The organism is Sulfurimonas sp. NW9, assembly GCF_051132275.1.
Classification (GTDB): domain Bacteria; phylum Campylobacterota; class Campylobacteria; order Campylobacterales; family Sulfurimonadaceae; genus Sulfurimonas; species Sulfurimonas hydrogeniphila.
The window spans coordinates 551,641-573,127 of sequence record NZ_CP093236.1; the positions used below are offsets into that span (position 1 = coordinate 551,641).

Annotated in this window: 19 protein-coding genes and 8 pseudogenes; 10 read left to right on the forward strand and 17 right to left on the reverse strand. The window is 38.1% G+C overall.

Going from position 1 to position 21,487, the window contains the following annotated elements; genetic code table 11:
• Positions 1-50 precede the first annotated feature (50 nt).
• The 5 genes from MLC44_RS03330 to MLC44_RS03350 all read right to left on the reverse strand — a co-directional run bounded on the left by MLC44_RS03330 (position 51) and on the right by MLC44_RS03350 (position 3,518).
• Positions 51-431: a D-Ala-D-Ala carboxypeptidase family metallohydrolase gene (locus MLC44_RS03330; protein WP_434658488.1), complete on the reverse strand. Its 381-nt coding sequence runs from the start codon at positions 429-431 to the stop codon at positions 51-53.
• Positions 431-1,798 carry a hypothetical protein gene (locus MLC44_RS03335; protein WP_434658490.1) on the reverse strand — a complete coding sequence of 456 codons (1,368 nt, stop codon included), beginning with the start codon at positions 1,796-1,798 and terminating at the stop codon, positions 431-433. Before MLC44_RS03335 ends, MLC44_RS03330 begins: the two co-directional genes overlap by 1 nt.
• Positions 1,799-1,904: 106 nt before the next feature.
• Positions 1,905-2,333: a hypothetical protein gene (locus MLC44_RS03340; protein WP_434658492.1), complete on the reverse strand. Its 429-nt coding sequence runs from the start codon at positions 2,331-2,333 to the stop codon at positions 1,905-1,907.
• Positions 2,334-2,379: 46 nt separating this feature from the next.
• Positions 2,380-2,550: a hypothetical protein gene (locus tag MLC44_RS03345; protein WP_346389426.1), complete on the reverse strand. Its 171-nt coding sequence runs from the start codon at positions 2,548-2,550 to the stop codon at positions 2,380-2,382.
• On the reverse strand, positions 2,547-3,518 hold the full coding sequence (locus tag MLC44_RS03350; protein WP_346389427.1) for an IS110 family transposase: 972 nt from the start codon (positions 3,516-3,518) through the stop codon (positions 2,547-2,549). The genes MLC44_RS03345 and MLC44_RS03350 overlap by 4 nt, the downstream gene beginning before the upstream one ends.
• A 299-nt stretch (positions 3,519-3,817) precedes the next feature.
• Between MLC44_RS03350 and gpmI the strand changes: the two genes are divergently transcribed.
• The 5 genes and pseudogenes from gpmI (at position 3,818) to accA (ending at position 8,761) form a co-directional block, all read left to right on the forward strand.
• A complete protein-coding gene (gpmI, locus tag MLC44_RS03355; protein ID WP_434658494.1) occupies positions 3,818-5,299 on the forward strand; it encodes a 2,3-bisphosphoglycerate-independent phosphoglycerate mutase in 1,482 nt (493 codons plus the stop codon).
• Between the two features lie 143 nt (positions 5,300-5,442).
• Positions 5,443-6,189 (forward strand): 3-oxoacyl-ACP reductase FabG, encoded by a 747-nt coding sequence (gene fabG / locus MLC44_RS03360; protein ID WP_151900923.1) that lies wholly within the window; start codon positions 5,443-5,445, stop codon positions 6,187-6,189.
• A 63-nt stretch (positions 6,190-6,252) separates the two neighbouring features.
• Positions 6,253-6,480, forward strand: a complete 228-nt coding sequence (gene acpP / locus MLC44_RS03365) for an acyl carrier protein (RefSeq protein WP_013326372.1) — start codon at positions 6,253-6,255, stop codon at positions 6,478-6,480.
• A gap of 114 nt (positions 6,481-6,594) precedes the next feature.
• Positions 6,595-7,811: pseudogene (locus MLC44_RS03370) on the forward strand (beta-ketoacyl-ACP synthase II).
• Positions 7,812-7,827: 16 nt separating this feature from the next.
• Positions 7,828-8,761: pseudogene (accA, locus tag MLC44_RS03375) on the forward strand (acetyl-CoA carboxylase carboxyl transferase subunit alpha).
• Positions 8,762-8,867: 106 nt separating this feature from the next.
• Here the strand turns inward: accA and MLC44_RS03380 are convergent.
• From MLC44_RS03380 to MLC44_RS03420, 9 genes and pseudogenes are all read right to left on the reverse strand, one after another.
• Positions 8,868-9,257: an exonuclease domain-containing protein gene (locus MLC44_RS03380; RefSeq protein WP_434658495.1), complete on the reverse strand. Its 390-nt coding sequence runs from the start codon at positions 9,255-9,257 to the stop codon at positions 8,868-8,870.
• A gap of 38 nt (positions 9,258-9,295) precedes the next feature.
• Positions 9,296-9,571 (reverse strand): hypothetical protein, encoded by a 276-nt coding sequence (locus MLC44_RS03385; RefSeq protein ID WP_434658496.1) that lies wholly within the window; start codon positions 9,569-9,571, stop codon positions 9,296-9,298.
• Positions 9,561-10,144: pseudogene (locus MLC44_RS03390) on the reverse strand (phosphoribosylanthranilate isomerase). Before MLC44_RS03390 ends, MLC44_RS03385 begins: the two are co-directional and overlap by 11 nt.
• A pseudogene (gene rpe, locus MLC44_RS03395) lies at positions 10,144-10,784 on the reverse strand (ribulose-phosphate 3-epimerase). The pseudogenes MLC44_RS03390 and rpe overlap by 1 nt, the downstream one beginning before the upstream one ends.
• Positions 10,785-10,829: 45 nt before the next feature.
• Positions 10,830-11,114, reverse strand: a complete 285-nt coding sequence (locus tag MLC44_RS03400) for a chemotaxis protein CheX (RefSeq protein WP_434658497.1) — start codon at positions 11,112-11,114, stop codon at positions 10,830-10,832.
• Between the two features lie 77 nt (positions 11,115-11,191).
• Positions 11,192-11,821 (reverse strand): hypothetical protein, encoded by a 630-nt coding sequence (locus tag MLC44_RS03405; protein WP_434658498.1) that lies wholly within the window; start codon positions 11,819-11,821, stop codon positions 11,192-11,194.
• Between the two features lie 22 nt (positions 11,822-11,843).
• Positions 11,844-12,053: a hypothetical protein gene (locus MLC44_RS03410; protein ID WP_434658500.1), complete on the reverse strand. Its 210-nt coding sequence runs from the start codon at positions 12,051-12,053 to the stop codon at positions 11,844-11,846.
• Positions 12,038-12,223 (reverse strand): hypothetical protein, encoded by a 186-nt coding sequence (locus tag MLC44_RS03415; RefSeq protein WP_434658501.1) that lies wholly within the window; start codon positions 12,221-12,223, stop codon positions 12,038-12,040. The genes MLC44_RS03410 and MLC44_RS03415 overlap by 16 nt, the downstream gene beginning before the upstream one ends.
• Positions 12,220-13,017 (reverse strand): HDOD domain-containing protein, encoded by a 798-nt coding sequence (locus MLC44_RS03420; RefSeq protein WP_151900916.1) that lies wholly within the window; start codon positions 13,015-13,017, stop codon positions 12,220-12,222. The genes MLC44_RS03415 and MLC44_RS03420 overlap by 4 nt, the downstream gene beginning before the upstream one ends.
• A gap of 167 nt (positions 13,018-13,184) precedes the next feature.
• On the opposite strand from MLC44_RS03420, the gene rpmB reads away from it, so the two are divergent.
• From rpmB to argJ, 3 genes and pseudogenes are all read left to right on the forward strand, one after another.
• A complete protein-coding gene (rpmB, locus tag MLC44_RS03425; RefSeq protein ID WP_013326380.1) occupies positions 13,185-13,373 on the forward strand; it encodes a 50S ribosomal protein L28 in 189 nt (62 codons plus the stop codon).
• Between the two features lie 16 nt (positions 13,374-13,389).
• A pseudogene (locus MLC44_RS03430) lies at positions 13,390-14,519 on the forward strand (potassium channel family protein).
• Between the two features lie 55 nt (positions 14,520-14,574).
• Positions 14,575-15,689, forward strand: a pseudogene (argJ, locus tag MLC44_RS03435) (bifunctional glutamate N-acetyltransferase/amino-acid acetyltransferase ArgJ).
• Here argJ and MLC44_RS03440 read toward each other — a convergent pair.
• The 3 genes and pseudogenes from MLC44_RS03440 to MLC44_RS03450 all read right to left on the reverse strand — a co-directional run bounded on the left by MLC44_RS03440 (position 15,677) and on the right by MLC44_RS03450 (position 19,580).
• Positions 15,677-16,204 (reverse strand): gamma carbonic anhydrase family protein, encoded by a 528-nt coding sequence (locus MLC44_RS03440; protein WP_434658502.1) that lies wholly within the window; start codon positions 16,202-16,204, stop codon positions 15,677-15,679. The pseudogene argJ and the gene MLC44_RS03440 overlap by 13 nt on opposite strands.
• Before the next feature lie 13 nt (positions 16,205-16,217).
• Positions 16,218-18,316 (reverse strand): annotated as a pseudogene (locus tag MLC44_RS03445) (RNA degradosome polyphosphate kinase).
• Positions 18,317-18,371: 55 nt separating this feature from the next.
• Positions 18,372-19,580, reverse strand: coding sequence for an apolipoprotein N-acyltransferase (locus MLC44_RS03450; protein ID WP_434658503.1), 1,209 nt, complete (start codon positions 19,578-19,580; stop codon positions 18,372-18,374).
• Between the two features lie 84 nt (positions 19,581-19,664).
• Here MLC44_RS03450 and yajC point away from each other — a divergent pair, with 84 nt between their 5' ends.
• A complete protein-coding gene (yajC, locus tag MLC44_RS03455) occupies positions 19,665-19,931 on the forward strand; it encodes a preprotein translocase subunit YajC (RefSeq protein WP_151900910.1) in 267 nt (88 codons plus the stop codon).
• Positions 19,921-21,485: pseudogene (secD, locus tag MLC44_RS03460) on the forward strand (protein translocase subunit SecD). Before yajC ends, secD begins: the two are co-directional and overlap by 11 nt.
• Positions 21,486-21,487 lie beyond the last annotated feature (2 nt).

A 21,487-nucleotide genomic window follows, 5' to 3' on the forward strand; every position in this document is an offset into this window, starting at 1 on the left:
CCTTATTTAAATATTTTGGATTTACATACAACAGAAGTGCAAGACCAAAATTATTTACCATACCAAACACAAGGACGCTTTCGCAAATCATCATCCAAGTGTATAAAATTTGAATAAATACCTATTCTATGAAATCCCAAATCAATAGCTTTTCTTAAAACCTGAAAACGCATAGAATCATCAGTAACCTTTATGTCAAAAGCAAAAGATTCTCTATCCATACTGCATAAATGAGAACTGTTTGAAGAACCACCAACTTTTTCATTATGAAACTTACAACGACAAGCCGAATTTACAATCAAAGGCAACCCCAATGATTCACGAAGCAAATCAAGCTTATATAAAGAAGTTGTATTAATATTCATAAAACCACAACAAGGACAAGATATTTCATCAGATGTAAAATATTTAATTTTTTTCATAATACGCATCAAGAAACCTTTTCATAAGTTTTTGGGAAATAGTCTTCAATTGATTCACTCTGATTTATTGAAGGAATAAATTTGTTAATAGCATCAATAGAACCTAAAGATTCAGCCAACTTAAAATAAGCATCATGAGCTATCAAGCTATAATCAAAATCAACTTGAACACCAACTTTATTTTTCATTTTTTCCTGTTTGATAAAGCTATCAATAATCTTAGATAAACCGTAATCATGCAAAGTTTTTTGTTCAAACTTATACATATCTGTTTGCATACCAATAAGAACATCAGTTAAAGCACGTGGATTACCATCAACAGCCTTGTAAGCAGTAGCAATAAAACCTTTTAACATACGTTTGGCAACCTCAATTTTAGGAGCCTGAATAGTCTTATATTCAATAGGAAAATCAGAAATAGAATTATCCCAATGATATAAAAATTTTTGAAATTGAAATCTATCCTCATTTTTTCTAGCACGGTTAAAAATTTGTCGTTTACTGTCAGCTTTTAAAGTACCATCAGCAATACGCAAACACTCATCATTAGTAAGCGGAGCATACTTAATTTTTTGAAGTGCCTTAATCCAAAAATTACCTAAATGATTAAAAACATAAGCTATCTCATTTGAAGTATGTTGTGGAATATATTTTTTTAATTCAGTACGGCGAAACTGAGCCTCAAAACGTGTAACGTTGTAATTCAATGCCTCATCATAACCGTTTACAATCCATTTGGTTTTAACATAATGTTTCGAATGACTATTCTTAATTTCAATCAATTTGTCATAAATACGGAACATAAAAGAACCACCGCCGAAGCTAATACCGGTTTGTTTACTTCCTTGACGATAATTTGAATTTTTAAAAGAATTTTGAAAACGCATAGCATCAAGATATTCAAGCTTAACACCCCAAATGTCGGTGGCTAAATCAAGACGTTGTATAGAACTTTCGTATTTACAACCAAGTAAAACATCAATAAGTTTTAAAACATATTCATAAGCCTTATTTTGACCAACAGAAAATAAATAATGAGCCCTAAATTCAACTTTAATTTGTGGCATATCAGTACCAAATTTTGCATTTGATAAAAAAATCATAACATCCTGATTTTCAAGAATATACCTATATGCACCCATACCCTGAGCAAAAACTTTAAAAGTACCAAACCCATCAAAAGGCTCACATTTACAAAAACGTGATTTATTACTAAAACCCTCAACATTCTGAGCATCAATTTTAAAATCTTCAAGCATAGAAAGAGTTTTTATTATATATTTGTTGTACTCATGCTCATCAACACTTTTGAAAGTAGCGACAAGCGTATCAACGTGTTGCGATAATATCTTTGGTTTATCTAATTGAAACTTCATATTTGACCTTTTAAGAAATAAAGAGGTGTCACGGTTATACCCCTTGTTAAACAGGAACGGGAAACAAAACGTTTCTGTTTAAAAAGAGCCACAACAGAGCCAAGCATTATGCTTGAACCCCGAAAAGTTTTTGAAAATCATCATACTTGATAATCTCTTTTGGCATACCCTCATAAGGAGTATATATTTCAACGTGACCAACACCCATATACCATTGACCAACATCAATTTGTGCAAACTGTTCTTCAGTAACCTTAATATCAATTTTTCCATCTTCTGAAGTGGTTTGAAGTGTATATCTGTCAGCCCACATTTGCGGAGAACCATCTTGATTAAAAAGAGGATTTTTATTTTCATCCATCTTTTGATTCCCTTTCTTAATCTCTTTGGATTTCACTTTAAAAGCACGTTGAATCACATTTGTACCTTTTAAAGAGTCAAGCTCTTGAATAGCCTTTAAAATCTGAGGATTGATATCCTTAGTCATTTGTTCATGTGTAACAACTTTTTCCGGTGTTTCTTTACTGTTTGCCATTTGTGCAACCTTTGAATAAAATTTATGGGATAAACCCATCAAAGAACTATTTTTCAATGAGTTCTTTAATAGACTTATTCCTATGTTTGTTAATATAGTAATAAATATTTTGTCTTGAAATACCGCTACGAGTAGCTATTGCCTTAATTGATACTTTTTTACCATCAGCAAAAATTGCCAATGTTGTAAATAAAATTAACTTTTCTGTATCTGTCATTTATTTTGTGCCTTATATTTTTTTATATCTTTCACAATAAGAGAAATAAGTTTACGAGAAATTATTGTAAGGGCGTGTTTTTTAGTTTTACCATTTGCAACATATCTTTCATATTTCTTTTTTAAAATAGGATTAAATTGAACAGAAGTAAGAGAAGCCATATATAAGAGACGTTTTAATTCTTTATCGCCAAATATATTCAATTTATCAGCATATTTCATTTGACCAGATTGAAAACTAACAGGATTGAGTCCTAAAAATGCTACAGTTTGATTCACATTAAAATCTTCAATATTGTCATAAATTTTAGGAACCAAAAGAAGTAAAAGAGAATAACCGAGACCAGAATATTTATTAACCAAAAAATCACATATAGGATAATCAATTTTTAGAGATGAAATAGCATCTTCTTTTATATTTTTTTCACGGTTTTTTATATCAATTTTTGATTTTTCAAGTTGTTCAATTAAAAAGAAATTTTCATTGCCATTTTTTAAAGATTTAATAGAGTTGTTAATCTGTACTCTTATTTTCATCAATAATCTAAGAGAAGTGGTAAATTGCGTGTATTTCTCTTTATTAACAGAATAAGAGGAACTAAAAACTTTTAAATCTTGATGAGCACAAAAATGAGCAATACCGTAACTGTCACTTTTGTCTGTTTTTCCTTGAATATCCATTGATTTAAGATACTTAGATACTTTTTTTGCATTAAACATTTTATGTAAAATACCATTGTCACTAAGATACTTTTGAAATTGAGAAGTGTAGGCACCTGTAGATTCAAAGCCTATAAGCGGGTTCTTAAAAGGATAATTTATAGCTATTGTTTTAAGGAATTTTTCATAACCATCTAATGAATTTTTGAATTGACCATAAAAAGAAGAATTTTTATCTTTATCGCTTGACAAGATACAATAATCTATTTTTGATTTAGAAACGTCACATCCAATATATATATTTTCCATTTGTAAAACCTTTGATTTTTTAATAAATGGTAGACACTCTCAACTCATATACAAGCTAATCAAAATTTGATTACTTCAGTTTATATACAGAATTATCTACCGTTAGCCTCTTGTGGTTCAACTATAATTCAATCTATTTAAAAAAATAATTCAGTATAATCACAACCTATACAAAAGAGGCAACGGGATTCTAACTGATGTTTATAAAAGCTTTAATGTCTTTTAGGGAAACATCTAAAAAGAAGTATAAAGCATTATATGAGTATAATCACGCAAGAAAATTATTAATAGGAATAAAATTGAGTAAAAAAGCAATTTTAGTCATAACAGACGGTATTGGCTACTGTGAAAAAACAGAGCATAATGCATTTTATAATGCAAATAAACCTGCGTATGACAAATTTTTTAATGAAGTGCCGCACGCTCTTATAGAAACCTTTGGTTTGAGTGTCGGACTTCCCGAGGGTCAGATGGGCAACTCTGAAGTTGGGCATATGAGTATAGGCAGCGGACGTGTTCTGTATCAGGATCTGGTCAAAATATCATTGGCGCTTAAAGACGGTTCTTTGGAGCAAAATGAAGTTTTGCAAGAGCTTTTTCAAAAATCGGACAGGCTGCATTTAATTGGATTGATGAGTGACGGCGGAGTGCACTCGCATATAGATCATTTTATGGGTATAGCTGATATTGCGGCAAAAAACGGTAAAAAAGTCTTTTTGCATCTTGTTACAGACGGAAGAGATGTCTCTCCAACATCGGCACAAAAATATTTAGAAGAAGTAAAAAAGCATTTGAATGAAAATGTAACAATTGCTTCCATATCCGGGCGTTTTTATGCAATGGACAGAGATAACCGCTGGGAACGGATCAAGCGTGCCTATGATGCTATTGTATCTGCCCAACCGCAAACAGACATGACACCTGAAGCCTATATCGGGCACTCTTATTCACTTGGAGAAACCGATGAGTTTGTCGAGCCGACTGCATTTGCAGGATATGAGGGGATGAAAGAGGGAGACAGTGTCCTTACTGTAAATTTCAGAAGTGACAGAATGCGAGAAATGGTGACGGCACTGGCTGATGAAAATTTTACAAAATTTGAAAGAAAAGTACAGCACGTAAACCTTGCAACAATTACCGAATATGACAAAAATTTTCCCTATCCTGTGATGTTTAGAAAAGATGTGCCAAAAAATACTTTGGCTGAAGTGATTGCCAGCGCAGGGCTTCGTCAGTTACATACCGCAGAGACGGAAAAATACGCACATGTGACCTTTTTCTTTAACGGCGGAATTGATGAACCGTATGAAAATGAAACACGGGTTTTGATTCCCTCGCCAAATGTGAAAACATATGATATGAAACCGGAAATGAGTGCAAAAGAGGTTGGTGAGGCTGTTCGTAAGGCAATGGATGCGGAGTATGACTTCATAGTGGTAAATTTTGCCAACGGAGATATGGTCGGACATACCGGTGATTTTGAAGCGGCAAAGAAAGCTGTTGAGGCTGTTGATGAAGAGTTGGGAAAAATATATGCCAAAGCAAAAGAAAAAGAGTATGCATTTGTGTTGACAAGCGATCATGGAAACTGTGAAGAGATGCGGGACGAAAACGGCAATGTGCTGACAAACCATACGGTCGGAAAAGTATGGTGCTTTGTGGATGCACAGGGTGTTGAAAAAGTAAAACCGGGCGGGCTCAACAACATAGCCCCGACGGTTTTAAAGCTGATGGAACTTCCGATTCCAAAAGAGATGGATGGAGCTTTGGTAGAAGTATAACTGACACTACAGAAAAAATTCAGTTTTTCTCACAACTCATGCTTTAGCATAAAAAGTGCCGATTCCGAAAATGTATAATTTTTCAGGAACCCGTACTTCAGTGCAGGCTTGGGTGTTTTACAAAAAAATTAAAGGAAGGTATAATGAAATTTAGCGGAAAAAATGTTTTAGTAACAGGCGCAAGCCGTGGAATAGGTGCAGAAATCGCCAAAACTTTGGCGGGATTTGGTCTAAAGGTGTGGATAAACTACAGAAGCGGCGCAAAAGAAGCGGATGCGGTAAAAGAGGCAATCGAAGCAGAGGGAGGCAGTGCGGCTGTTATCGGGTTTGATGTAACCGATGAGGCAGCTTTTATTGACGGGATAAAGACAATAGTGGATGCGGACGGTGAGCTTTCCTATCTTGTAAACAATGCAGGCATTACAAAAGACAAGCTGGCATTGCGTATGAAAACAGAAGATTTTATGGCTGTTATTAACGCTAATCTTACATCTGCTTTTATCGGATGTCGCGAATCTATGAAAGTTATGCGAAAGAAAAAATTCGGTTCGGTTGTCAATATTGCTTCGATTGTAGGCGAAACAGGCAACGGCGGACAGACAAACTATGCAGCGAGCAAAGGCGGGGTTATCGCAATGACAAAAAGCTTTGCAATTGAAGCTGCGACAAGCGGTATACGATACAACACTATCACACCGGGATTTATTGCAACTGAAATGACAGAAGTGCTGAGTGATGAGGTGAAAAAAAGTTTTACAGACAAGATTCCTATGAACCGTTTCGGTGATGCAAAAGAGGTGGCAAACGCAACAGCTTTTTTACTTTCGGACTATGCAAGTTACATTACGGGAGAAACTTTAAAAGTTAACGGCGGAATGAACATGGCATAAATGTCCTCTAAGATATTTATGCTATAATTACAGGATTTTAAACTTAAAAAAACAGGAGCTATAATGGCACTTTTAGATGATATTAAAGAAGTAGTAGTTGAGCAGTTAAGCGTTAACCCAGATGAAGTAAAACCGGATTCAAAATTCGTAGAAGATTTAGGTGCAGACAGTCTTGATGTTGTAGAACTGGTAATGGCTCTTGAAGAAAAATTCGACATCGAAATTCCTGATGATGAAGCTGAAAAAATTCAAACTGTTCAAGATGTTGTAAACTATATCGAAAACAAGTAGTCAGTTTTTTAATTTTTCAAAGAGGTTAGTCATCTCTTTGAAAGCAAATATTTTTAATAGTTAATTTTTGTATTGATTTTTAAAAGTATTTTATTATTTTATGGAGAATATTCAATGAAAAGAGTGGTAGTTACAGGTCTGGGAATGATAAATTCAGTAGGTCACGATAAAGAGAGTTCTTTTAAAGCTATATGTGACGGTGAATGCGGAATAGACATCATCACTATATTTGACCCTGAAAAATTCAGTGTAAAAATAGCCGGAGAAGTCAAAGACTTTGATCCTGCTACGGTTATGCCTCCCAAAGAAGTAAAAAAAGCAGACAGATTTATCCACCTTGGACTCAAAGCTGCCAAAGAAGCGATGGAAGATGCTGCACTTCCTGAAGATACAGATATGGAAAGATTCGGAATCAGTGCAGGTTCAGGAATCGGCGGACTCCCTTCCATTGAGAAAAGTTCTGTTATTTTAGAGACTCGCGGACCAAGAAGAATTTCTCCGTTTTTTATTCCGGGTGCTCTTGTAAATATGCTGGGAGGATTCGTTTCTATAGAACACGGAACAAAAGGACCAAACCTTTCAAGTGTAACAGCCTGTGCCGCAGGAACACATGCAATCAGTGAAGCGGTAAAAACCATTATATGCGGCGGAGCCGATAAAATGCTGGTTGTCTCGGCAGAGTCTGCTATAACAGGTGTGGGAGTCGGCGGATTTGCCGCGATGAAAGCACTCTCTACAAGAAATGATGATCCCAAGCATGCCTCTCGTCCTTTTGATGCAAATCGTGACGGTTTTGTTATGGGAGAGGGGGCTGCGGCTCTTGTTTTGGAAACATACGAAGATGCAGTTGCGCGTGGTGCAAAAATATACGGTGAAATTATCGGTTTTGGTGAAAGCGGTGATGCGAATCATATTACAACACCATCATTGGACGGTCCTGCCCGTGCGATGAAAGCTGCCTATAAAATGGCCGGTGAACCGAAACTTGACTATGTCAACGCACATGGAACCAGTACACCGGTAAATGATAAAAATGAAACAGCAGCGCTGAAAGATCTTTTGGGCGGAAAAGAAAACTGTCCTCCGATGAGCTCTATCAAAGGACAGATCGGTCACTGTCTCGGTGCAGCAGGCGGTATAGAGGCTGTTACATGTTTGATGGCGATGCGGGACGGTATCATTCCTCCGACAATCAACTATGAAACACCTGATGAAAACTGTGACTGGATTATGTTACTGAAGGTGCGAGAAAAGCAGATCTAAACATTGTTATGAGTAACTCATTTGGTTTTGGCGGAACAAACGGCGTTCTTATATTCAAAAAAATCTAATTGACAAGGATTTAATTTGGCTACATACTTAGACTTTGAATATAAAATAAAAGCTATTCAAGAAGATATAATCTCTGCACAGGTTCGCCATGATCAAGGCGCAGTTGAAGAGTTGAAAAAGAAATTAGATAAGGAAGTTACAAAGATTTATAAAAATCTTTCTGACTTTCAAAAGCTTCAACTGGCACGCCATCTTGATCGTCCTTATGCACTGGATTATATTAATCTTATAATGAGAGACAAGTATGAAATACACGGAGACAGACATTTCCGTGATGATGCCGCTATTCTTTGTTATATTGGGTATATTGACAATCAAAAAGTTATGGTTATCGGCGAGCAAAAAGGGCGTGGAACAAAAAACAAGTTGAAGCGAAATTTTGGTATGCCGCATCCTGAAGGCTACAGAAAAGCACTCCGTGCCGCTAAATTGGCCGAAAAATTCAATATTCCGCTTCTTATGCTTGTAGACACACCGGGTGCCTATCCTGGTATAGGGGCAGAAGAGAGAAACCAGAGCGAGGCAATTGCGAGAAATCTGCTCGAACTGGCAGAACTGAAAATTCCTACGGTTTCTATTGTTATAGGAGAGGGCGGTTCCGGCGGTGCTCTTGCCATCGGCGTTGCCGATAAATTTGCAATGATGCGTTATTCTATCTTCAGTGTTATTCGCCTGAGGATGTGCTGCAATTCTTTGGAATGATCCTAAAAAAGTAGAAACTGCTACAAACGCACTTAAAATCACCAGTGCAGATTTAAAAGAGCTTGATTTGATTGATGATATCATTGATGAGCCTTTAATCGGAGCACACAGAGAAAAAGAAAAAGCAGCACAGGTTCTTAAAGAGTATTTTTTACAAAAAGTGGAAGAATTAAAAGCTATGAGTGAAGAAGAGAGAATGAATGCACGCTATGCAAAACTCACAAAACCGGGTGCTTTCAAGGAGTAACTCTACTGCTCTTTTTCCTCTTTTTTTATCTCTAAAAGAGGATCAAATTTTGGGCGTTTCAGCCTTGGCGCCTCTTTTGAAAACTTGATTAAATCTTCTACCGTTTTTATATCTTCATCCAATTCTCCAGACTTAACAAAAACAGTCCATAGGTTGTAATGACATCGCTCATGGCTCTGTGATGCCTGGCTTCCGGATTTAATCGCAGTGTTTCATTCAGATAGGAAAGTGCATATCTGTAAGAGACAATAGTTCTTTCAGCTAAGGCAAGAGAACAGAGACTCCTGTTTAGCAGGGGTTCCAAGCCGATTTTTTGCAGGCTTTTGGATATAAAGCTGTAATCAAATTTGACATCATGGGCAACAAACACGGCATTACCCAAGAAGAGTTTAAATCGTTGCAGAACATCTTTGAGCTGAGGCGCATTTGTTGTATCATCGACAGTTATGCCTGTAATCTCCGTGATATGAGGATTAATTTCTTTGGTATGGACCAAAGATTCAAATCTGTCTATGATTATTCCATTTTTTACTTTTACAGCAGCAATTCAATGATCTGGTGTTTTTCTATTTTTGAACCGTTTGTTTCGATATCAACGATACAGAATTCTGCCTGATGGATAGGAATAAATTTTGTATCGAAATAGTAATATCCCTGGTGTCTGATTACATGTAAACCCTGTGCTTTCCAGAGTTCTATGGAAAGTTCAAGCTCTTCGCTCAGTTGCTCTTTGAGTGTTTTTAAAGAGAGTCCGCGTGAAGAGAGTCGTGAAATGCTTTTGGCATCAAGATTGAAATTATCAGTGAGCATTGTGTATAAACTCTCTTACTTTAGCTGCATCTTTTTTCCCGTGTGATATTTCTACACCGCTGCTGACATCAAAAGCATAAAAACCGTACTTTTTCAGAGCCTGAATGTTGTCGGGAGTTAAGCCGCCGGCAAGAATTATTTTGGAACACTCAACGCCCTCAAACCATTCTGCATTAAGTTGTTTTCCTGCACCGCCATATGCTTCACAGTAGGCATCAACAAGTCTGTACTCATCAGCATACTGGAGTACATCTTCTTTTTTTTGTGCTCTTATAACTTTGATATGAGGGATTTTCAGTGCTCATAAAACGCTTCGTCTGCTTCAAAATGAATCTGGGCAAGTGTCGCACCAACCTCTTTACATGTAGCATTGACTGTCTGTGCATCGACGTTGACAAAGAGGGCTACTTTCTCAACAAAAGGAGGAAGCTTTTGAATAATTTTTTTTGCCTCAGCAGGTGTTAAGCAGCGTGGAGATTTTTCATAAAATACAAATCCAAGTGCATCAGCTCCGGCATCTATTGCCGTCATAGCATCCTCATAAGAGGTAATACCGCAGATTTTTGTACGCATTATATTTGTAAGCTCTTTATCGCTTTGGCTCTGTCTTCGTGCTTAAAAACATAGCTGCCGGCAACAACAACATCAACGCCGGCTTCTTTGAGTGCATGGATATTTTTGTCACTTACCCCGCCGTCTACCTGGATAAGACATTCGGGATTGAGTCTTTTTCTCATAGCATCAAGTTTTTTTGCTTTTGGAAGTACGGAATCTATGAAAGATTGCCCTCCAAAACCAGGATTCACACTCATAAGCAAAACCATATCCAAATCTGCAAGAAGGTATTCCAATTCTTCGGGAATTGTGTTGGATTGAGCACTATACAGGGTTTGATACCAAGAGAGCGGATTTTTTGTATGAGCCTATGCGGGTGTTTTTCTTCTTCTATATGAAAAGAGATATATTTTGGCTGCAGAGGTGCGAAAAGCTCTACAAAAAAGGTGTTGTTCTCGACCATAAGATGAATATCCAGGGGTTTTGTGGCAGCTTTGGCTATAGCCGAAACCACAACCGGCCCTATCGTCAGATTGGGTACAAAATGCCCGTCCATGACATCTACATGTACCAGATCACATTCCGCTTCACATATTTCCTGTACATCCCGTGCCAAATTTCCAAAGTCTGCCGAGAGAACGCTAGGGGCTACTTGCATATTCTTCCTTTTAAATTATTGTGGAATTATAAACTATAATAGCTTTTACCTTGTTAAGAAAAACAAAAACTTGTCATTATCAAAGGATAAATCAACCTGAACACCTTTTTTTCCTTTGGCAACTTCTAGCAGTCCTTCAACATTATGGTAGGTTCTAGGAAGGGTAATATCCACACTGATGTGTTCGTCTGCCAAAAGTGTTTTTACTTTTCCTCCGACAATGTTGACAAGTTCAGCCAGAGTATCAAGTATCATCTCTTTGTCGTCAGTACTCTCCCCAATAAGCAGTTCGCAGGCTTTTTTCGCAATGCCCAGCGGAAAAACAAGCATAACCATGCCGTCAATGTCTCCGTAAAAACCGATAGAGCTCGCTATTTTTCCATCTTTGTCAGTAATTTCAATTTTGTCTACTTTTGCCGCATCTTTGATGCTTTTGAATTTGTCATCATCTCTATAGTGGCTACAGTTGCATCAATAAATCTTGGCAGTTCTGTCACCAGTACTTTGTTAAGTGCACGTTTGTTCTTTGTCGCAGCTGCACTGCTGGCACCAAGTTCGTCCAAAAGTTCTTTGTTTTGCAAAATATCATCCATCTGTTCAAAAAACATGATGCCGGCATCTTCAAGTGTCTCTTTGAAAGAAAGAGGTGTTTTGTCAAAAGACATGCCTACAAAACATATGGTGGCATTGTATTCGGCAGAAGATGATGCAAGCTTTGAGAAAAAATTAAGAGCATGAATATTCATACTGACAACTTTGTAGGCATCAAAGATAAAAAGTCTAAAACCGACATGCAGGGAGTTGTTGTGATAGGCTATATTAAAAGTATTGCCTATTTCCGCATCCAAAAATGAAGAAACAGTGTATATGATGGCATTGCCCGTGACTCTTGTTGCAACTTTTTGTCCCATTTGCCCGAGATATGTGTCTTCTATGATGACATCATAGGCATTTTCTACTTTTGCTTTTTGCAAAAACTCTTCTTTTGTCTGTGCAACTATCGGGTTGTGCCCATTGTTGTGCAACTCTATTGCCAAAGCGGCTCTTTGTGACTTGTCTTCACTGTAAAGGCAGTATATTTTTATTTTTTTCTTTGAACCCGTCTGCAAACAGAGAAGCGATTTGCTGAGTTTTAAAGAGTGAAAAACTTAAATCGCCATCATAAAATTTTTTAAAAGCATCATATTTCTTTTTGTCATAATCACAAAAACCGACGATTATATGGTTTTTGCTTCTGACTTTTTGAAACATTTTTACAAAAGTGTCCAACCGTTTCTGTTGAAGAAAATAACTTTTTTTAGTGAAACAAGAATCATCGAAGCATTGCTTTTGAGTGTGGCATCTATATCTTCTATGCTCAGAAAGGAACTTCCTGACGAACCGTCAAGGAATCCCTGAGGGTGAAATACGCCGATTCCTTCTCTAATTACCGCTCTCATGAAATCTCCATCAGTTTTGAAAAGTCATCATAGATGTCGCTGACAAAATCAATTTGAAAGTCAATAAAATCATTCAATCCGGCTTCAATAAAAACAGGTTTTGACAGGGTGTAAAAGAGTAGCAGATGCATCCATTTTCCAAGTTTGTTGTTTGTTTCATCCTGAGACGGTTTAATGCCGGAAGATGCCTGAATGATATCGGCAATATTTTTGGGCATTTCCCATTTTTGGGAAATTCTTTCACATATATCAAACAGGTCCATATTGCAGAGTCTCTGCAATATGGTGTTGAGATCAATCTCATCTACACTTCTAAGAAGCTTTACATCTTCAATTTTTTCACAAAAGAGTGCTTCGGATACTATGATACTTGCAGGGAGCAGAGCAACAGCACTCTGAAGGTCTTTATCTTCTATCTGCAAATAAGCGGTAATTTTGTGCCAGTCAACAGAGAGTCCGGCCTGTAAATCATAAAAAGAAGATTTGTTCAGTTTGAAGAGTTTCCATTTTGCGGGAGAAAGCAAAGAGATCATATAGTTGTAAGCCGCCTGCTGTGATCTTGAGACACCAAGTATGCCAAAAATCTGAGAAACATTTGTGACTTCATTTTTAAACCCGTACAAAGGTTTGTTCACCAACTCTTTCAAATAGGCATTGAGTGCAGGGTCATTCTGTGCCACTTTTGCTGCTTGAACCAGATCACCCTGATCAAGCAAAGCGAGCGTCTGTTTTAAAATCTTTGGTGATGGCGGTATTTTTTCTATAAATGCGTCTATCTGTTGTAATGTAATCAAATTTTACTACTTTATGTTGGATATTATATATTCTAACGAGATTAAGATAAAATTCAAATAAAGTATAGAAAGTATATTCTCAAAAAAAAACAAAACAGGCTTAAGTTGCAGTTTTGCTTTTGTTTGCTATAATTCGCAACTTTAAAATATCATTCAAGGATACTCAAATGGCAAGAAGATGTGCTATCAGCGGCAAAGGCCCGATGAGTGGGAACAATGTTTCTCATGCAAAAAACAGAACAAAGCGTCGTTTTTTATTAAACCTAAGAACAGTTCGTATTACATTAGAAGACGGTACAACGAAGAAGATTAAGATTTCTGCAAGAGAATTACGCACACTTAAGAAAAATTCGTAGACTATAGGAATCAGTTTTGAATCTTTTACCAAGGATTCGCAAGTTCCTAAATTGGGAGAGCCCTCCCAAACCTGATCCCAAGCTTCTTCCTGAAGTTTATTCCCACCTTAAAGCTTTTCGTCTCCCTTTAATTTTAACAGTATTTGTAATGTTAATAGGAACATCCGGATATGTTCTTATAGATAATTTTACAATAATGGATGCAATTTATCAAACGGCCATTACTTTTACTACTGTTGGGTTTGGTGAAATTGCTCCAATATCAAACGCAGGAAGAATTTTTACTATCAATTTAATTATTGCAGGGTTTGCAGTATTTTCAAGTGCTATAGGTATTTTGGTTTCAGAACTGAACAAGGGGCATATTGTTGCCATAATGAAGGAGAGAAGAATGCTGTACAAAATAGCAAGACTTAAAAAGCATTTTGTTGTGTGCTATCATAATGACTATACAATAGAAGTAACAAAACAGTTGCGAAAAAACCATATTCCTTTTATTGTGATTGATCCAAGAGCTGAAATCCATGAATGGGCAATAGAGCATAAATATCCGCATTTTTTGCAGGCACAGCCTCATGCTGAGCTTTCAATGCTCAAAGCACATCTTTCTTCTGCAAAAGGTTTGATTACTTTGTCGAGTTCTATTGCTGACAATATTGCGCTGATTGCTTCGGTGCGGCTTTTTGAAAAGAACATTTTTTGCCTCGTCCCTATTATGTGATATCCTCAGCAGAGACAATGAGTGATGTGGAAAAGCTGAAAAAACTTGGAGCAGACACTGTCGTTTCTCCGACAAAACTCACAGCGCAGAGAGTCTCTGCAATGGCAGCCCGTCCCGATATGGAAAATCTGCTTGAAGAATTTTTATATAAAAGTGACAATCCTTTGGATATGCAAGAGATCATAGTGCCGCGTTACAGTTGGGCAGTTCTCAAAAAATTGAAAGAGACACATATCCGGGAAATTGCAAACACATCAGTTGTGGGAATTACCAGAAAAGACGGAAAGCTTATTGGAATGCCAAAGGGAGATACCTTGGTGACAAGTGAATCGAAACTTCTAGTGATAGGCACACAGGAAGGGATTAAAATAACAAAAGATCTGATTTCAAAAAGAGTCAAACCTAAGGAGTTGAAGTTTGTATAAGTTGATAAAAGTTGATGGTGGGGTTTGTACGGCAGAAGGTTTTTATGCGGATGGTATCAGTGCAGGATTAAAACCGAACAAAGCAAAAGATATGGCTTTTGTTTACAGTGATACCTTGTGTGAAATAGCAACAGCATTTACAACAAACAAAATGACGGCAGCACCTATACGCCACTTTAAAGCAAAAGGTGAGTTTCAAACAAATTTTGTACTTATTAATTCTAAAAATGCCAATGCTATGACCGGAAAAGCAGGTATTGAAGATATAGAAGAAATTTTAGCCACCTTGCCGGAGGAAGTGCACAATCCTGTAATGAGCTCAACAGGTGTTATCGGTGTACGACTGCCAAAAGAGAAGATTATAGCCGGTGCCAGACTTTTTGATTTGAAAAAACGAGACGGCAGTGCTGCAGCGGCAGCGATTATGACAACCGATACTTTTTCAAAACAGATTGCCTACAGAGTTGAGCTTGAAGACGGCAGCAGTTTTCACATTGGTGCAATGGCAAAAGGCGCGGGTATGATTAATCCCGCTATGGCTACAATGCTCTGTTTTATCACAACTGATGCGAAAGTTGACAAAGATGAAATGCAAAATATTTTAACTGAAAATGTAAAAACAACTTTTAATGCCGCAAGTGTTGACGGAGATACCTCGACCAATGATACAGTTATGTTGCTCAGCAATGCAAAAAGTAAAGTCTACCACAGGAGAGCATTCACAGAAGCTCTTTATAAAATTATGCGTTTTTTGGCCCGTGAAATGGTAAGAGACGGAGAGGGCGCGACAAAACTTGTTACCTATGAAGTGAGTGGGGCAAAAGATGATGCGGAGGCAGAGATTGTGGCCAAAGCGCTGACCAATTCTTTACTTGTCAAAACGGCACTCTACGGAGAAGACCCAAACTGGGGAAGAATCGCTTCAACAGTCGGTGCAAGCGGTGCTGATGCGGATGAAGAAAAACTGCGTATTGCCTTTGAAGATGTCTGTGTCTATGACAGGGGAACACTCTATTTCGATGCAGTGATGGAGCAAAAAGCCGGTGAGATAATGAAAAGAGAAGCATTTACCATTTATTGCGATTTGGGATAGGAGACGGAAAGTTCACAGCTTTTGGCTGCGATCTCGGGTATGAATATGTCAAAATAAATGCAGATTACAGAACATAATCCTCTTTAAACGCCACATAGCGTGAGGCAGAGGCATAAAGTTCTTTTATCTCCTCCTCGCTCAATTCTCTGACAACTTTTGCAGGGCTTCCCATGATGAGTGAGCGTGGCGGAAAAACTTTGTTTTTTGTCACAAGCGAACCTGCTCCGACTATGCTCTCTTTGCCTATAACCGCACCGTCCAGTATAGTAGCGCTCATGCCGATAAGACAGGCTTTTTCTATGGTACATCCGTGCAGCATGACGCGATGTCCTATGGTCACATCATCTTCGATGATTGTCGGATTTCCGTCACTTTTGTTCTCTTTTTTGTAGTGCGTTACATGTATCATACTCAAATCCTGAATATTGACACGATTGCCGATTTTTATATAATGCACATCACCGCGAACGACACAGCCAAACCAGATGGAACAGTCTTCTCCGCAGGTAACATCTCCGATAACATCCGCTGAAGGCGCTATCCAGCTTCTGCTACCTACAGTCGGGGTTATATTTTTGTATACATGTAACATAAGGCGTGCTCCTTTAACTTTCTATGAAGAGACGGTTAACCAGCTGCTGCACATAGGTAGAGGTCTCTTTTTTGGTTGCTTTTGCAATGCGATTGACATAGTCTTCAAGAAGTTTGTGGTTGTTGATAACCTTTTGCCCCTCTTTTGGTTTGATTTTTATATAGGATCCGTCACTTTGCAGTTCATGTGCAAGGGCATTGTCGGAGCATTGCAGTTTGAGAATCTGTATAATTTTCTTTTTGGCATCTTCATCTTTGATGGCAGTTAAAAGCTCTATACGCCGCACAAGATTTCGGGGCATCCAGTCTGCACTTGAGATATAGACTTTTGATGCATCATTTTTAAAATAAAAAGTACGGGCATGCTCAAGGTATTTTCCCAAAATGGAAATAACTCTTATATTTTCGCTGACATCTTTGATACCGGGCTTCAAACAGCAGATACCACGTACAATAAGCTCAACTTTTACACCGGCTATAGAGGCTTTGTAGAGTGCTCTGATGACATCATCGTCAACAAGTGAGTTTACCTTTGCAATGATATGCCCGTTTTTCCCTGTCTTGTTTCATTGTGAATGAGAGAAAGGACTTTAGGCTTGATTTGTGAAGGAGACATATATAACTCATTGAGTTTTCCTTTTTTGCTAAAGCCTGTCAAAAAGTGAAAAAAGCGTGTTAAGTCATTGGTGATGGTGTCCTTGCTCGTCATATAACTCATGTCAGTATATATTTTTGCAGTGGAAGGGTTATAGTTTCCTGTGCCTAAATGGGCATACTGCTTGAGTTTTCCGTTTTTTCTTCTTGTGATCAAAGCCGCTTTTGCATGGACTTTAAACCCTTGAATTCCGTAAATAACATGGGCTCCTGATTTTTCAAGCGCTTTTGCCCAAATGAGATTGTTCTCCTCGTCAAAGCGTGCTTTTAGCTCAACCATAACGGTAACCTGTTTTCCCGATTCACTGGCATCCATCAAAGATTTGACGATAGGCGACTTTGTCCCTGAACGGTAGAGTGTCATTTTTATAGAGACAACATCAGGGTCTTTTGCCGCATGTTGAATGAGATTTACCACAGGGTCAAAACTCTGATAAGGATGGTACATCAAGACATCCTGCTTTTCCAGGATAGAGAAAATATCTTCATTGTTTTCAAAAGGCGGCAGATTTTTTGGTTGAAATGCCGGTGCCAAAAGATGTGCAAAGTTTTTGTTCGATACTATCTGCCAAAGACTTGAGAGATTTAAAAAGGTATGGTATCTGTAGATGTCATCTTTGTATATATGTGCATGACGGTTAAAAAAGTTAATGATTTCATCATCAGCATTTGAACCGACCTCAAGCCGGACCATTTCTCCTTTACGGCGGAGTTTGAGCCCCTCTTCAAGAATCTCCATAAAGTCATCAGCTTCCTCTTCTTCTATGGCAATATCAGCATTTCTTGTCACGCGAAAAGGGGCATATTTGATAAGCTCATAGCCCGGAAAAAGTTCATCAACATGCTTTTCCACAACACTTTCTATCGGTACATAGGTTCCGTTTCCAAGCTCTACAAATCTGTTTAAAACACGGGGAACACGTATAATTCCAAAGCGTTCTATATTTTCGTTGTCCATATCGCGAAGTTTTACGATAAGCCCGAAACTCAGGTTGTTAAGATGTGGAAAAGGATGTGTGGCATCTATGGCAATGGGAATAATTACCGGATAGATGTTTTCATTGAAATACTGGTTGAGCTTATGTTTGTCCTGATTGTTCACTTCATCATATGTCTTTACACTGATACCATGAGGCTCAAGTTTTTTAAATATTTCACTTCTGCAGTGCTCGACAACCTGCTGTTCCTGATGCAGATAGTTTCTGATTTCACGAAGCTGCTGCAGAGGTGTCAGCCTGTCGGCTCCTGAGACGATAATACCCGCGGCAAAAAGCTTTTTAAGTCCTGCCACGCGAATCATATAGAACTCATCCAGATTTGTTCCGTAAATGGCAAGAAATTTGAGACGTTCAAGCAGCGGCAAAGACTCATCCTGTGCCTGTTTGAGGACTCTTGTGTTAAACTGTAACCATGAAAGCTCACGGTTTAAATAAAGATTGGGATTTTTAAGGTTTATCATAAAATTTTCACTTTCTTTGGTAAGTTTTTTCTTTATTATAGCAAAGAAATTATTACTATTTGATTACACCTGTGCCACTCATGTTGGCTGCGTGGTAAATTGTCACACCGTTTTTTCGGGCATAGTACTCTAAAAGCAACTTCTGCAGTGTCGGCTCAATAGAAGGGGTAAACCATGCATTGTTGCTTATGGCAATCATATATTTTACATTGCCATTGTAGAGCTCTTTACATGTAGCCTCATAACAGACGGCATTTCTGAACCTGATACCTTTTATGACAAAGTCTGTCGGTTTTTTTGCCGTAACAAAATCACTTGATCCTTGAAAAAAAGTATCGTTGATGAATTTTTGTGCAAATTTTGGCAGAGGAATGTACTCGCCAAAGGGTACCAGAATGAGTTTTTTGGCAACCTTGTATCTGCCTTTGTCAAACATATAGGTGACATTGTAGTTGAGATTGTTTTCACGCATCAGTGCACCGGCTATAACAGTGATTTTTTCAGAAGCCTTACGAAGTTCCTGCATCAGTTTCGGCATTTCATTCATAAAAAGAGGGAAGACAGATTCGGGGAATATGACAACATCATAGCCTTCTGCCTGTGCCTGACGGATTTTTTCAAAAATCATGGCAACGGTAGGGTAGAGGCTGCTTCTCTCCCACTTGACACTTTGGGGGATTTGTGTTTGTACCAGCTTTATTTTCAGGGGCGCATCATGCTGCTTGGGATAGCCGTAGTTATAGGCAAAAACGAGAAGCAAAAGAGGCAAATATCTGTATTTTTTGTTTTTTATCAGTGAAGGCAGGGAGAGGGCGAGCAAAACGGCCGCCAACTGATATTTGTAAACACCTATATAACTGTTGACAAACAAGAGCTCAATTTTCATCCAGTTCCAGCCAAGCGGTTCAAAAAAGCTGAGCCCAAAAAGCAGTATGGCCCGTATATAGGGCTTGTCTGTAAAGGCAAGCGGTGCAAAAAAGAGAAGATAAATAATACCGAAGCCGAGAGTAACAAAAGGCTCCATATAACCGACACCCTGGTATTTAAAACTGAAACCGATCCAGTAAAACCAAAAGAGTCCTATAAAAAAACCGCTAAAAAGAACCGCTTTTTTAGGAATGCTAAGAAGCAGTGCTATTGCTCCAAGTCCAAAAAGGGTATTGAAAAATTTATTTTCAATGCCAAAATATTCCAAATAGATAAAAGCACTGAAAAGTGCAGCCGTGCCAATTGCGAGTAAAATATTTTTTGTTAAGGAATTCATTTTGAAATTGTACTGAATTTAAGAGCTTATTAGTATATTTTTTGTATAATCGCTGCAATTTTATAAGAGAAGGAAGCACAAGATATGGAAATTATCTCCCAACTACTACCGTTTGTATTTTTAATTGCAATTATGTATTTCGTAATTATTCGCCCACAGCAAAAAGAGGCCAAGGCCAAAAAAGAGATGATTGAATCTCTTAAAAAAGGTGACAAAGTCATCACTAACGGCGGTTTTATCGTTGTTGTTCATAAAGTTGAAGAGAACTTTTTGACAGTAAAACTCAATGATGATACACTCGTAAAAATTACAAAAGATTCCATTGCAAAGAAGTTCGAGGATGAAGCTTAATTATCGCATAGTCATCTTTGCTCTGGCAATAGTGTTTGGAATTGTATTTTCTCTTCCATCACTTTTACAGACCCAAAGCGGCAAAAAAATAACCTTAGGCCTTGATTTACAGGGTGGACTGCATATGCTGCTCGGTGTGAAAACCGAGGAAGCGACAAAATCACGTATTAAATCAATAGCGGCAAGTATCAAACACTTTGCAGAACGCAATGATATTTTAATAGACGGATTGAGCTTTGACAGCAAAAGTGTAACTTTTGAAGTGCTTGATAGTGACGAGATTAAAAACTTTGATGATTTTTTATCAAAACTTGAAGGTGTGAAAGTTACACACAAAGGTTCTGTCATAACCTTGAGTCTGACGCCTAAAGAGATAGAAAAAACAAAACAGCAGGCAGTCTCGCAGGCAATTGAAACGATCAGAAACAGACTTGACCAGTTCGGACTCTCAGAGCCCGTTGTCGCACGTCAGGGAAAAGACAAGATACTTGTAGAGCTTGCGGGGATTAAAACACCGCAGGAAGAACAGCGTGCACGCGAGTTGATTTCTCGTGCGGCAAAACTTGAAATGATGGCAGTTGATGAAGCCAGAAATGCACGTGTTTACAATATGAGTGACGCAGATGCGGCGGCATACGGTGATGTGATTTTAGAAGATGTGAAAAATCCTAAAATCAAATATCTTGTGCATGAAATCCTATTCTGGACGGCGGGATGCTTACCGGTGCAAATGTGGGCTTTGACCAAAACAACCGCCCGGTGATTAATTTTAAACTCAATGCAGAGGGTGCTGACATCTTCGGTGATTTTACCGGCAAAAACGTAGGCAAACGTCTGGCAGTCGTACTTGACGGGAAAGTCTACTCTGCACCGAATATTAATGAACGCATCGGCGGAGGCAGCGGACAGATTTCCGGAAACTATACAGTGCTTGAGGCAAAAGATTTGGCGATTGCACTGCGTTCGGGTGCATTATTGGCGCCAATATATATGATGGAAAAACGTTCTGTCGGCCCAAGTCTGGGTGCTGACAGTATTAAAGCATCTATGATAGCGCTGATAGGCGGTTTTATTCTTGTTATTGTTTTTATGATGGTTTATTATCGTATGGCAGGGGTAATTGCAAATATTGCCCTGATTGCAAACCTGTTGATTCTTTTGGCGGTTATGAGTCTTTTTGGTGCGACATTGACGCTGCCGGGTATGGCAGGTATCGTCCTGACGGTCGGTATGGCGGTGGATGCGAATGTCATTATTACCGAAAGAATCCGTGAACTCATTTATGAGGGAAAATCTATGCACAAGGCCATAGAAGAAGGCTACGCAAACGCAATGACGGCAATTTTGGATGCAAATATCACGACGCTGATTGCTTCTGTTGTCTTGTATGTCTATGGTACAGGTGCTATAAAAGGGTTTGCCATTACTATGAGTATCGGTATTTTGGCATCTATGCTCACTGCAATTCTCGGAACACACGGAATTTATCAGATGCTTGAACCTAAAATAGGCAAAAGCAAAAATTACCGTTTCTGGTTTGGGATTAAAGGATAATT